Below are 12,817 nucleotides of genomic sequence, written 5' to 3' on the forward strand. Positions count from 1 at the left end.
TTTGAAGAACACTATCTCCAAAGAGTTAAAAGTTGTTCTTGGTGTGTGACCGTTTTGTTGCCTGCAACTTTACAATGAAGTAGAGCGTCGACTGATACCAGATCGCTGCGATGCCTTTCTGACGCCATTAAGTCAGGTAAGTTTCGGTAATTGGATTGCCCCATTAAGTCCTGTGCCGAGTCGACGTAAACATAGGGGCGAGAGTCGGCGAAAACCGGGCGTCGGTGGATCGGGTTGTTCATAGGGTGGATTGCGATTATCGGTCGATCGTTCGATAATCGCACGGAGTTGGCAGGCTGGGCTTGAGCGTCAGGCGCCAGCCCTTTGTAATAGTCGCTGATCCGAATGGGTAAAAGGACCTTGTATGAACGATCAAATGCGCAATTCCTTCGCTTCAGTGGCTCCTCCCATCGTTGCCTCACCAGCCAAACGGATCCAGGCACTGACCGGCGACCCGGATTTCATGACGTCCCTGGCCCGTGGCCTGGCCGTGGTGCAAGCGTTCCAGGAGCGCAAGCGGCACCTGACCATCGCCCAGATCAGCCACCGCACGGAAATCCCCCGCGCCGCCGTGCGCCGTTGCCTGCACACCTTGATCAAGCTCGGCTACGCCACCACCGACGGCCGCACCTATTCGCTGCTGCCCAAAGTGCTGACCCTCGGTCATGCCTATGTGTCATCCACGCCGCTGGCGGTTTCCGCCCAGCCTTACCTGGACCGCATGAGCGAACAACTGCACGAGGCCTGCAACATGGCCACGCTGGAGGGTGATGACATTTTGTACATCGCCCGCTCCGCGACCACCCAGCGCCTGATTTCGGTGGATCTGTCGGTGGGTGGGCGCTTGCCGGCCTATTGCACGTCGATGGGGCGCATCCTGCTGGCCGCGCTGGATGACACGTCCCTGGGCGAATACCTTGACCACGCCGAATTGCAGGCCAAGACCAGCCGCACGATCCACACCCCCGAGGCGCTACTCGAATGCCTGCAAGAAGTACGACTGCAAGGCTGGTGCATCGTCGACCAGGAACTCGAGCAAGGGCTGCGTTCGATTGCCGTCCCGGTGTACGACGCTTCCGGGCAGGTGGTTGCGGCCCTAAACGTCAGCACCCATGCGGGGCGGGTCAGCCGCAATGAACTGGAGCAGCGTTTCCTGCCCGGTTTGTTGAGTGCCAGCCGAGACCTCAGCGCCCAGCTGTTTGCCTAAGCTGTTCGATAAACGCACAGAGTCGCGTTTATCGAATTGACGCTGTTTCCTCCGGATCATTACTGTCGCGGCTTCGTCAGCATCTGCTGACACCGTTCGACTGCGATCCGTGGAATAAAAATAATGAACCAGCCTCAGTCTGCTGTAGGTAACTGCCTCGACGTGCAGTCCTTCATCAATGCCCAACCCATTTCGCGCTACCAGTGGCGCGTGGTGATCCTGTGTTTCCTGATTGTCTTCCTCGATGGCCTCGACACCGCGGCCATGGGTTTCATCGCCCCGGCCCTGTCCCAGGACTGGGGTATCGACCGCGCCAGTCTCGGCCCGGTGATGAGTGCGGCGTTGATCGGCATGGTCTTCGGCGCTCTGGGCTCCGGCCCTCTGGCTGACCGCTTCGGGCGAAAAGTCGTACTGGTCGGCGCGGTGCTCTTGTTCGGTGCCTTCAGCCTGGCCTCGGCCTACAGCACCAATGTCGATCAGTTGCTGGTGTTGCGCTTCCTGACCGGCCTGGGTCTGGGTGCCGGCATGCCAAACGCCACCACGCTGCTGTCGGAGTACACCCCTGAGCGCAAAAAGTCCCTGCTGGTGACCAGCATGTTCTGCGGCTTCAACCTCGGCATGGCTGGCGGCGGATTTATCTCGGCCAAGCTCATTCCGGCCTTTGGCTGGCACAGCCTGTTGCTGATCGGCGGAGTTCTGCCGCTGATCCTCGCCGTCGTTCTGCTGTTCTGGCTGCCGGAGTCGGCGCGTTACCTGGTGGTGCGCAACCGCGGCACGGACAAAGTGCGCAAGGCACTGGCGCCGATCGACCCGACGGTAGTGGCCCAGGCGTCCAGCTTCAGCGTGCCGGAACAGAAATCCGTGAAGGCACGCAATGTGTTCGCGGTGATCTTCTCCGGTACCTACAGCACCGGCACCTTGCTGTTGTGGCTGACTTACTTCATGGGCCTGGTAATCGTTTACCTGCTGACCAGTTGGCTGCCGACCCTGATGCGTGACAGTGGCGCGAGCATGGAGCAGGCCGCCTTCATCGGCGCGCTGTTCCAGTTCGGTGGCGTTTTGAGTGCGGTAGGCGTGGGCTGGGCAATGGACCGGTTCAATCCGCACAAGGTCATCGGCACTTTCTACCTGCTGGCCGGGGTGTTTGCCTACGCGGTAGGGCAGAGCCTGGGCAACATCACAATCCTGGCGACCCTGGTACTGGTAGCCGGGATGTGTGTCAACGGTGCGCAATCGGCAATGCCGTCACTGGCGGCGCGGTTCTATCCGACTCAGGGGCGGGCCACCGGCGTGTCGTGGATGCTCGGCATCGGCCGCTTCGGCGCCATTCTCGGGGCGTGGATGGGTGCGACGCTGCTGGGGCTGGGCTGGAACTTCGAGCAGGTGCTGACGGCGCTGGTGATTCCGGCGGCGCTGGCAACGACGGCGGTGGTGATCAAGGGCATGGTCAGTCATGCGGATGCGACCTGATTCCGGTTTGAAATAGTGGTGTAGCAGTAAAAGATCGCAGCCTGCGGCAGCTCCTGCAGGGGAATGTGTAAATCTGTAGGAGCTGCCGCAGGCTGCGATCTTTTGGGGGGCAGGCTATAAAGATAGCCAGGCAACAATATGTTCGATAATCGAACGGTTAGTCGATTATCGGATTGTTTGGCGTTTTGCACGGGCTTAATCTTCAGTCATTCCGGCGCTGCGCATCGGCGCCTTCTTCCACTGTCGGTTAACAATAAACGGGAGCCTGCCCCAATGGCTGAAATCCTTTCGCTGCACGACGCGGTGAAGCAATTCGTAAACGACGGCGATACGGTCGCGCTCGAAGGCTTTACTCACCTGATCCCGACGGCGGCGGGTCACGAAATCATTCGCCAGGGCAAGAAAGACCTGACCCTGGTGCGGATGACCCCTGACTTGATCTACGACCAGTTGATCGGTGCCGGTTGTGCTCGCAAGCTGATTTTCTCCTGGGGCGGCAACCCGGGTGTCGGCTCCCTGCATCGCCTGCGTGACGCCGTAGAGAAGCAGTGGCCCCACGCGCTGGAAATCGAAGAACACAGCCATGCCGACCTGGCCAATGCCTACGTCGCCGGCGCTTCCGGCCTGCCGTTTGCGGTGCTGCGTGCCTACGCCGGTTCCGACCTGCCGAAGGTCAATCCACTGATCAAATCGGTTACCTGCCCGTTCACTGGCGAAGTGCTGGCCGCCGTGCCTTCGGTGCGCCCGGACATTACCGTGATTCACGCGCAGAAAGCCGACCGCAAGGGCAACGTGCTGCTCTGGGGCATCCTCGGCGTGCAGAAAGAAGCCGCACTGGCCGCCAAGCGCTGCATCGTCACCGTTGAGGAAATCGTCGACGACCTCAATGCACCGATGAACTCCTGTGTATTGCCAACCTGGGCCTTGAGCGCGGTTTGCCACGTACCTGGTGGTGCGCATCCTTCCTACGCCCACGGTTACAACGAGCGCGACAACCGCTTCTACCAGGCCTGGGACCCGATTGCCCGCGACCGTGAAACCTTCACCGCGTGGATCAACGAATACATCCACGGCAGCGCTGACTTCAGCGAGTTCCAGGCCAAACTGGCCGCCGCTTCGGAGGCGAAGTAATGACTTACACCACCAATGAAATGATGACCGTCGCCGCCGCTCGCCGTCTGAAGAACGGTTCGGTGTGCTTCGTCGGTATCGGCCTGCCGTCGAAAGCGGCCAACCTGGCGCGCCTGACTTCCTCGCCTGATGTGGTCTTGATCTACGAATCGGGTCCAATCGGTGCCAAGCCAAGCGTACTGCCGCTGTCGATTGGTGACGGTGAACTGGCGGAAACCGCTGACACCGTAGTCCCGACCGGCGAGATTTTCCGTTACTGGCTGCAGGGCGGGCGCATTGACGTCGGCTTCCTCGGCGCGGCGCAGGTCGACCGTTTCGGCAACATCAACACCACCGTCGTGGGTGATTACCACTCGCCGAAAGTGCGTCTGCCAGGTGCCGGTGGCGCGCCGGAGATTGCCGGATCCGCCAAGAGCGTGTTGATTATCCTCAAGCAGTCGTCGCGCTCCTTTGTCGACAAACTGGACTTCATTACCTCGGTCGGCCACGGCGAGGGCGGTGATTCGCGCAAGCGTCTCGGCCTGCCAGGCGCCGGTCCGGTAGGGATCATCACCGACCTGTGCATCATGGAACCGGAGGAGGGCACCCACGAATTCGTGGTCACCGCACTGCACCCGGGCGTGACCCGCGAGCAAGTGGTTGCGGCCACCGGTTGGGCGATTCGCTTTGCCGACCATGTCGAGCAAACCGCCGAGCCGACTGAAGTCGAACTGACCGCGCTGCGCGACCTCGAGGCCCGCACCGCTGCCGCACACGGCCAAGCCCCCGGAGAAGCGTGATGCGTGACGTTTATATCTGCGACGCGATTCGTACCCCCATCGGCCGTTTTGGCGGTGGCTTGTCGACGGTGCGTGCCGACGACCTGGCTGCCGTGCCGATCAAGGCCTTGATGGAGCGCAACCCGTCGGTGGACTGGAACGCCGTGGACGAGGTGTTCCTCGGCTGCGCCAACCAGGCCGGTGAAGACAACCGTAACGTCGCGCGTATGGCGCTGTTGCTGGCGGGCCTGCCGGAAAGTATTCCTGGCGTGACCCTCAACCGCCTCTGCGCTTCGGGCATGGATGCCATCGGCACCGCGTTCCGCGCCATCGCCAGCGGCGAGATGGAGCTGGCAATCGCCGGTGGCGTCGAATCGATGTCCCGCGCACCGTTCGTGATGGGCAAGGCCGATGCCGCGTTTTCGCGCAACATGAAGCTCGAAGACACCACCATTGGCTGGCGCTTCATCAATCCGTTGATGAAAGCGCAGTACGGCGTGGACGCGATGCCGCAGACTGCTGACAACGTGGCCGACGACTACAAGGTGTCCCGCGCCGATCAAGACGCGTTCGCCCTGCGCAGTCAACAACGCACGGCCGCTGCGCAAGCCGCCGGGTTCTTCGCCGAAGAAATCGTTGAAGTGCGCATTGCCCACAAGAAGGGTGAAACCGTGGTCAGCCAGGACGAACATCCTCGCGCCGACACCACCCTGGAAGCCCTGAGCAAACTCAAACCGGTCAACGGCCCCGAAAAAACCGTCACCGCCGGCAACGCCTCGGGTGTAAACGACGGCGCCGCCGCGTTGATCCTGGCCTCGGCCGAAGCGGTGAAAAAACACGGCCTGACTGCCCGCGCCAAAGTGCTGGGTATGGCCAGCGCTGGTGTTGCCCCGCGTGTAATGGGCATTGGCCCGGTGCCGGCGGTGCGTAAACTGATCGAACGCCTCGGTGTGGCGGTCAGCGATTTCGACGTGATCGAACTCAACGAAGCCTTTGCCAGCCAGGGCCTGGCGGTGCTGCGTGAACTGGGGATCGCGGACGACGCGGCCCAGGTCAACCCGAACGGTGGCGCGATTGCCTTGGGTCATCCATTGGGCATGAGCGGTGCGCGGTTGGTAATGACCGCTTTGCATCAACTGGAAAAAACCGGCGGCAAGAAAGGTCTGGCGACCATGTGCGTCGGTGTCGGCCAAGGTCTGGCTTTGGCGATCGAGCGCGTCTGACGCGCTCTGAAGACTTATAAGAACTGAGGAATGTTTCATGACTGACAAGCCTGGTTACCGTCGTCCGCAGGAAGGCACTCAACCGCCGTACCTGCATCCGACCTACCAATCAACCAACCTGCGCTCGCCGTCGAAACCGTTGGTGTTCCTGCCGCATTCGTTGTCGGAAATTACCGGTCCGACCATCGGCGCCGAGCGCGTCAATGAGAAGGACAGCGACCTGACCGCCCAGCACGAGGGACAGCCACAGGGTGAGCGCATCATCATCCACGGTCGCGTGCTGGATGAAAACGGTCTGCCGGTGCCCGGGATTCTGGTGGAGATCTGGCAGGCCAACGCCGCCGGTCGCTACGCCCATGCCCGCGACCTGCACGACGCACCGTTGGACCCGAATTTCACCGGCACCGGCCGCACCGTGACCGATGCCGATGGCTGGTACCAGTTCCAGACCATCAAGCCTGGTGCCTATCCGTGGGGCAACCACCACAACGCGTGGCGCCCGGCGCACATCCATTTCTCGCTGTTCGGGCCGAGCATCCTGACGCGCCTGGTGACGCAGATGTATTTCCCGGGCGACCCGTTGCTGGCGTACGACCCGATCTACAACTGCGTGCCCGATACCAGTGCCAAGGAGCGCTTGATCGCCGCGTTCGATCTGGAAAAAACCATCCCTTCCTATGCCCTCGGTTATCGCTGGGACATCGTTTTGCGCGGCCGCGACGCCACGCCGATGGAGAAATAAGATGACGCTGACTGCTACCACGTCCCACACCGTCGGGCCGTACTACCACATCGGCCTGACCTGGCTGAACCGCGAAAACCTGACCGTCGAACAAACCCTGGGCGAACGGGTGGCGATCACCGGGCAAGTGGTCGATGGCAATGGCGACATCGTCAACGACGCGATGCTGGAAGTCTGGCAGGCCAACGCCGCCGGCAAGTATGACCACCCGGAAGACGACCAGGACAAACCCCTGGACCCGAACTTCGAAGGCTTTGGCCGGGTGCCGGTGGATGCCGAAGGGCGTTTTCGTTTCACCACCATCAAGCCCGGTACGGTCGAGGGGCTCAAAGGCACGACCCAGGCTCCGCACCTGGTGGTACTGGTGTTTGCCCGTGGCCTGGTCAAGCACTTGCTGACGCGGATTTACTTTGATGGCGAAGCCGCCAACGTCAACGATCCGTTACTGGAATGCGTGCCGGCCGAGCGTCGCCATACGCTGCTGGCCAAGCGGGATGCGGCGGGTGTGTACCAGTGGAACGTGATTCTGCAGGGCACCGATGCCGAGACGGTGTTCTTCGACTATTAAGTGAACACCATCCCCTTGTGGGAGCGGGCTTGCTCGCGAAAGCGGTATGTCAGGCAACATTTTTATCAACTGACACTACGCCTTCGCGAGCAAGCTCGCTCCCACAGTGGATTTTTGTTGCTGACGTATTGTGGAACGGGAGTGTTGCTAAGTGTGTCTAGACTCTCACTGTCCCCAAAGAGTGAAAAAACAATGACAACACCCACTGCGTCCATAGCTCTTTATACCGGCGAAGAACGCAAGAAGCGGATCTTCGCCATTGTCGGTGCCTCGTCCGGCAACCTGGTCGAATGGTTCGACTTCTACGTCTACGCCTTCTGTGCGATCTATTTCGCACCGGCCTTTTTTCCGTCCGATAACCCCACGGTGCAACTGGTCAACACCGCTGGCGTGTTTGCCGCCGGGTTCCTGATGCGACCGATTGGCGGCTGGATTTTCGGGCGGTTGGCGGACAAGCACGGACGCAAGAATTCGATGTTGATCTCGATTCTGATGATGTGCTTCGGCTCGCTGCTGATCGCCTGCCTGCCGACCTATAACAGCATCGGGGTCTGGGCACCTATCCTGTTGCTGTTCGCCCGTTTGCTGCAAGGCTTGTCGGTGGGCGGTGAGTACGGCACTACCGCGACCTACATGAGTGAAGTGGCGCTCAAGGGCCAGCGCGGTTTCTTCGCCTCGTTCCAGTACGTGACCCTGATCGGCGGCCAGTTGCTCGCGGTGTCGCTGGTGGTGATCCTGCAACAGTTCCTCACCGAAGATGACCTGCGTGCCTACGGCTGGCGGATTCCCTTCGTGGTGGGTGCCATGGCGGCGCTGGTTTCGCTGTATCTGCGTCGTTCGCTGAAAGAAACCACCAGCAAGGAAATGCGCGAAAACAAGGATGCCGGCAGCATCAGCGCGTTGTTTCGCGACCATAAAGCCGCGTTCATCACCGTGCTCGGTTACACCGCCGGTGGCTCGCTGATTTTCTACACCTTCACCACGTACATGCAGAAGTACCTGGTAAACACCGCCGGCATGCCGGCCAAGACCGCCAGCTACATCATGACCGGCGCGTTGTTCCTCTATATGTGCATGCAACCGATTTTCGGCATGCTCGCCGACAAGATCGGCCGGCGTAACTCGATGCTCTGGTTCGGCGCCCTCGGCACGCTGTTCACCGTGCCGATCCTGTTGAGCCTGAAAAGCGTGACCAGTCCATTCCTGGCCTTCGTGCTGATTACCGTGGCGCTGGCAATCGTCAGTTTCTACACCTCCATCAGTGGCCTGGTGAAAGCCGAGATGTTCCCGCCCGAGGTGCGTGCACTGGGTGTCGGCCTGGCATATGCGGTGGCGAATGCAATCTTCGGTGGTTCGGCGGAATATGTGGCCTTGAGCCTCAAGGCCGTGGGCATGGAAAACTCCTTCTATTGGTACGTCACGGTGATGATGGCGGTGGCATTCCTGTTCAGCCTGCGCCTGCCGAAACAGCCGAAGTATCTGCAGCAAGACCTTTGATCTTCACGCGCGGGTCGCAAAGGCCCGCGCCTTCAGGAACTGTTTATGAACCAGCGACCGGGCAATCAATTGTTCGATGCCTATTTCACTGCCCGCGATATGCGTGAGGTGTTCTGCGATCAGGGCCGGGTCCAGGCCATGCTAGATTTCGAAGCGGCACTGGCCCGGGCCGAAGCGCGGGCAGGGTTGATTCCGTCGAGTGCTGTCGCGCCGATTGAAGCGGCTTGCCGTGCCGGGCTTTACGACTTTGCGGCGTTGGGCGAGGCGATTGCCACGGCCGGGAATTCGGCGATTCCGTTGGTCAAGGCGCTGGGCAAACAGATCGCGGCCACCGATGCCGAAGCTGAGCGCTATGTACATCTGGGCGCGACCAGCCAGGACGTGATGGACAGCGGCCTGGTGCTGCAACTGCGCCGCGCGCTGGAACTGATCGAAGGCGACCTGGCACAACTGGGGCAGACCCTCGCGTCCCAGGCCCAGCGCTACGCGACCACGCCATTGGCCGGACGCACCTGGCTGCAGCATGCGACGCCGGTCACCCTTGGCATGAAGGTCGCCGGCTGGCTGGGGGCAGTGACCCGCAGTCGTCAACGTTTGGCCGAACTCAAGCCGCGTGTGCTGGTGCTGCAATTTGGCGGCGCGTCCGGAACCCTGGCGGCCCTTGGCGAGCAGGCCATGCCGATTGCCCAAGCGCTGGCCGAAGAGCTGCAACTGACCTTGCCCGATCAGCCGTGGCACACCCAGCGTGATCGCGTGGTGGAGTTCGGCGCCGCGCTCGGCCTGATCGCCGGCAGTCTCGGCAAGCTTGGGCGTGATATCAGCCTGTTGATGCAAACCGAGGCCGCCGAAGTGTTCGAACCCTCGGCGCCGGGCAAGGGCGGTTCCTCGACCATGCCGCACAAGCGTAATCCGGTGGGCGCGGCGGTGCTGATTGGCGCGGCGACGCGTGTGCCGGGTCTGCTGTCGACGCTGTTCAGCGCCATGCCTCAGGAACACGAGCGTAGCCTGGGCCTGTGGCATGCCGAGTGGGAAACCCTGCCGGAGATTTGCTGCCTGGTGTCGGGCAGCCTGCAGCAAGCGCTGTTGATCGCCAAAGGACTGGAAGTGGATGCCGGGCGCATGGCTCGCAACCTTGATTTGACCCAGGGCCTGGTGCTCGCCGAAGCGGTGAGCATCGTCCTCGCGCAGCGGGTTGGGCGCGATACCGCGCACCATCTGCTGGAGCAATGCTGCAAACGCGCCGTTGCCGAACAACGTCACCTGCGCGCGGTCCTCGGCGACGAACCGCAAGTGACCGCCGAGCTGTCGGCGGCTGAACTCGATCATCTGCTGGACCCCGCCCACTATCTCGGTCAGGCCCAGACCTGGGTCGAGCGGGCGGTGGCTGAACATTCTGCATTGACTGCCTGAAGGAGACTTGCTGTGGCTTTTGTACAACTCGCCGAGGGCGAACTGCATTACCAACTCGATGGACCGGTCGATGCGCCGGTGCTGGTGCTGTCCAACTCCCTGGGCACGGACCTGCACATGTGGGACGCGCAGATCCCGGCGTTCACTGAGCATTTTCGCGTGCTGCGTTTCGACACCCGTGGTCACGGCCAATCGCTGGTGACGCCGGGCCCGTACAGCATCGAGCAACTGGGCCGCGACGTGCTCGCCTTGCTGGATGCCTTGCACATCGAGCGCGCGCATTTCTGCGGATTGTCCATGGGCGGGTTGATCGGCCAGTGGCTGGGGATCAATGCCGGCGGGCGCCTGAACAAACTGATCGTGTGCAACACAGCGGCAAAAATCGGCGATCCGTCGGTGTGGAACCCGCGCATTGAGATGGTGCTGCGCGATGGACAGGCGGCCATGGTTGCCCTGCGCGATGCGTCGATTGCCCGCTGGTTCACCCCGGATTTCTCCGAAGCCAACCCGGCGGCAGCCAAGCAGATTACCGACATGCTCGCGGCCACTTCGCCAGAAGGCTATGCGGCCAACTGCGGGGCGGTGCGCGATGCCGATTTCCGCGATCAGCTGTCTTCGATCAAGGTGCCGTTGCTGGTGATTGCCGGTAGTGAAGATGCGGTAACGCCACCGTCCGGTGGGCACTTTATTCAAGAGCATGTGCACGGGGCCGAGTACGCCGAGTTCTACGCCGCGCACTTGTCCAACGTCCAGGCAGGCAATGCGTTCAGCGAGCGCGTGCTGGCGTTCCTGTCGGCTGACTGAGGGTTTTCCTGTGGATGAGAAACAACGTTACGACGAGGGGATGGAAGTCCGTCGCGCGGTCCTCGGCGACGCCCACGTCGACCGCAGCCTGACCGCCCTGACCGAGTTCAACTCGGAGTTTCAGGAAATGATCACCCGCCACGCCTGGGGCGACATCTGGACCCGCCCGGGCCTGCCGCGCCACACCCGCAGCCTGATCACCATCGCCATGCTGATCGGCATGAACCGCGAGGGCGAACTCAAACTGCACCTTCGCGCCGCCGCCAACAATGGCGTGAGCCGTGGCGAGATCAAGGAAGTCATCATGCAGAGTGCAATCTACTGCGGGATTCCGGCGGCCAATGCGACGTTCCACCTGGCCGAGTCGGTGTGGGATGAGTTGGGGGTTGAGTCGCGGGAATAGGGTGGCAGCTTCAAAAAAGATCGCAGCCTGCGGCAGCTCCTACAGGGGTAAGTGAACACCTGTAGGAGCTGCCGCAGGCTGCGATCTTTTGATTTTTAAAGCAGGCTGATCGGATAGCTGATGATCACGCGGTTCTCATCGAACTCGTTGTTGCTGTAGTCGCGACGCATGGTCGAGTTGCGCCACTTCAGGTTCAGGTCCTTCAGCGCACCGCTTTGCACGGTGTAGCCCAGTTCACTTTCCCGTCCCCATTCCTTGCCATCGGTGATGCTACCGGTGTGCACATTGTCACCGCTGATGTAGCGGTTCATGAGGGTCAGGCCCGGTACGCCCACGGCGGCGAAGTTGTAGTCGTGGCGTACTTGCCAGGATTTCTCCTGGGCATTGTCGTAGCTGGAGTTGTAGCTGTCGTTGGCCAGTGTGCCGCCGCTGGTGCCGTTGACCCGCATCCAGGCGTTGTCGCCGGTGAGTTTCTGCAGTCCGACATAGAAGGTGTGGCCGCCGTGCTTGGCCGAAAACAGGCCGTACAGGGTCTTGTTGTCCAGCTCGCCGGCCTGGGCGCTGCCGTCATCCTTGCCGTAGAAGAAACCCAGGTTGGCGCCCAGGGTCCAGTCGCCGATCGGCTGGCTGTGGATCAGATTGATGAATTGCTGGCTGTAGATGTCCTTGAGCTCGGCATTCCACAGACCGATCTGGGTGCGCTTGTCGTTGAACACGTACTCGCCGCCCTGAAAGTTGAAACGGTCGGAGGTGAACGCGGCTTTGCCGGTCATCGACATGTCATCCATGCTGCTGTCGTCCCGTGGGCTGTTCTGGCGGAACTGGCCGCCGTAGAGCGTCAGGCCATTGATCTCCTTCGAGGTGATCTGGCCACCACGGAAGGTTTGCGGCAACGAGCGACCGTCGTCCGAACGCAGGATTGGCAGCACCGGCATCCACTCGCCGACTTTGACTTCGGTCTGCGACAGCTTGGCCTTGAACGCCACGTTGGTGCGGCCAAAGTTGTCTGCCGGGCGACCGTCATGATTCAGCGGCAGCAGTTGCGTACCGCCGGTGCCTTTACCGCCGTCGAGCTTCACCGAATACAAACCGAGCACATCCATGCCGAACCCGACGGTGCCCTGGGTGAAGCCGGATTTGGCGTCGAGGATGAAACTTTGCGTCCACTCTTCAGCCTTGCCCTGAGCCTTGGTCGGGTTGGTGAAGTTGCGGTTGATGTAGAAGTTGCGCAGGTTCAGGTTGACCTTGGCCCCTTCGACAAAACCCGACTCCTCGGCGTAGGCGGGCAGGGCGGCGCTGGCCAGGGCGGTGGCGATCAGGCCGGGAACGAAATACTGCGCGGTGGAAGACGTCATGAGCTCGGGTCTCTCTAATTCTTGGGGATAAAGCGCGGTGATGCCGCAACCCGGGGTTGCAGACGAATATTCGAAATCAGCACAAAACGAAGCGGGTCAGCCGGAGAGGGCAGGGCGCGGGGGCATGGTGTCGAACCTGTTGTTATTGGTTTTGTGGTTCGGATGGTGCGTGGAATGTACTGGATGGTTCAATCGTAATAAACGTGTTTTGGGCGATTATCGAACGCAAGATTGATTCGGGTTTTGTGG

At 61.2% G+C, this 12,817-nt stretch carries 12 protein-coding genes; 11 read left to right on the top strand and 1 reads right to left on the bottom strand.

Annotated features, from left to right (window positions below; all coding sequences use genetic code 11):
- The first annotated feature begins 364 nt into the window (after positions 1 to 364).
- The 11 genes from pcaR (at position 365) to pcaC (ending at position 11,213) form a co-directional block, all read left to right on the top strand.
- Positions 365 to 1,207, top strand: a complete 843-nt coding sequence (gene pcaR, locus ASD95_RS20020) for a pca regulon transcriptional regulator PcaR (RefSeq protein WP_008054175.1) — start codon at positions 365 to 367, stop codon at positions 1,205 to 1,207.
- A 123-nt stretch (positions 1,208 to 1,330) separates the two neighbouring features.
- The gene (locus tag ASD95_RS20025) at positions 1,331 to 2,677 is read left to right on the top strand and encodes an MFS transporter (protein WP_056720808.1); all 1,347 of its coding nucleotides are present in this window, start codon (positions 1,331 to 1,333) and stop codon (positions 2,675 to 2,677) included.
- 273 nt (positions 2,678 to 2,950) lie between these two features.
- A complete protein-coding gene (locus ASD95_RS20030) occupies positions 2,951 to 3,808 on the top strand; it encodes a CoA transferase subunit A (protein WP_008054173.1) in 858 nt (285 codons plus the stop codon).
- Complete coding sequence (locus tag ASD95_RS20035) at positions 3,808 to 4,587, top strand: CoA-transferase subunit beta (protein ID WP_056720807.1); 780 nt, start codon at positions 3,808 to 3,810, stop codon at positions 4,585 to 4,587. Before ASD95_RS20030 ends, ASD95_RS20035 begins: the two co-directional genes overlap by 1 nt.
- Positions 4,584 to 5,789, top strand: coding sequence for a 3-oxoadipyl-CoA thiolase (gene pcaF / locus ASD95_RS20040; RefSeq protein ID WP_177336451.1), 1,206 nt, complete (start codon positions 4,584 to 4,586; stop codon positions 5,787 to 5,789). Before ASD95_RS20035 ends, pcaF begins: the two co-directional genes overlap by 4 nt.
- Positions 5,790 to 5,826: 37 nt before the next feature.
- Positions 5,827 to 6,531, top strand: coding sequence for a protocatechuate 3,4-dioxygenase subunit beta (pcaH, locus tag ASD95_RS20045; protein WP_056720805.1), 705 nt, complete (start codon positions 5,827 to 5,829; stop codon positions 6,529 to 6,531).
- A 1-nt stretch (position 6,532) separates the two neighbouring features.
- A complete protein-coding gene (gene pcaG / locus ASD95_RS20050) occupies positions 6,533 to 7,099 on the top strand; it encodes a protocatechuate 3,4-dioxygenase subunit alpha (RefSeq protein WP_056720804.1) in 567 nt (188 codons plus the stop codon).
- 192 nt (positions 7,100 to 7,291) lie between these two features.
- Positions 7,292 to 8,596: an MFS family transporter gene (locus ASD95_RS20055; RefSeq protein WP_056720803.1), complete on the top strand. Its 1,305-nt coding sequence runs from the start codon at positions 7,292 to 7,294 to the stop codon at positions 8,594 to 8,596.
- Positions 8,597 to 8,641: 45 nt separating this feature from the next.
- Positions 8,642 to 10,006, top strand: coding sequence for a 3-carboxy-cis,cis-muconate cycloisomerase (locus ASD95_RS20060; RefSeq protein WP_056720801.1), 1,365 nt, complete (start codon positions 8,642 to 8,644; stop codon positions 10,004 to 10,006).
- A 12-nt stretch (positions 10,007 to 10,018) separates the two neighbouring features.
- Complete coding sequence (pcaD, locus tag ASD95_RS20065) at positions 10,019 to 10,810, top strand: 3-oxoadipate enol-lactonase (RefSeq protein WP_056720799.1); 792 nt, start codon at positions 10,019 to 10,021, stop codon at positions 10,808 to 10,810.
- 10 nt (positions 10,811 to 10,820) lie between these two features.
- Complete coding sequence (pcaC, locus tag ASD95_RS20070) at positions 10,821 to 11,213, top strand: 4-carboxymuconolactone decarboxylase (RefSeq protein WP_056720797.1); 393 nt, start codon at positions 10,821 to 10,823, stop codon at positions 11,211 to 11,213.
- A gap of 95 nt (positions 11,214 to 11,308) precedes the next feature.
- Here pcaC and ASD95_RS20075 read toward each other — a convergent pair whose 3' ends face one another.
- A complete protein-coding gene (locus ASD95_RS20075; RefSeq protein WP_056720795.1) occupies positions 11,309 to 12,568 on the bottom strand; it encodes an OprD family porin in 1,260 nt (419 codons plus the stop codon).
- Positions 12,569 to 12,817: the final 249 nt, after the last annotated feature.

Source organism: Pseudomonas sp. Root71, assembly GCF_001429045.1.
Lineage (GTDB): Bacteria > Pseudomonadota > Gammaproteobacteria > Pseudomonadales > Pseudomonadaceae > Aquipseudomonas > Aquipseudomonas monachiensis.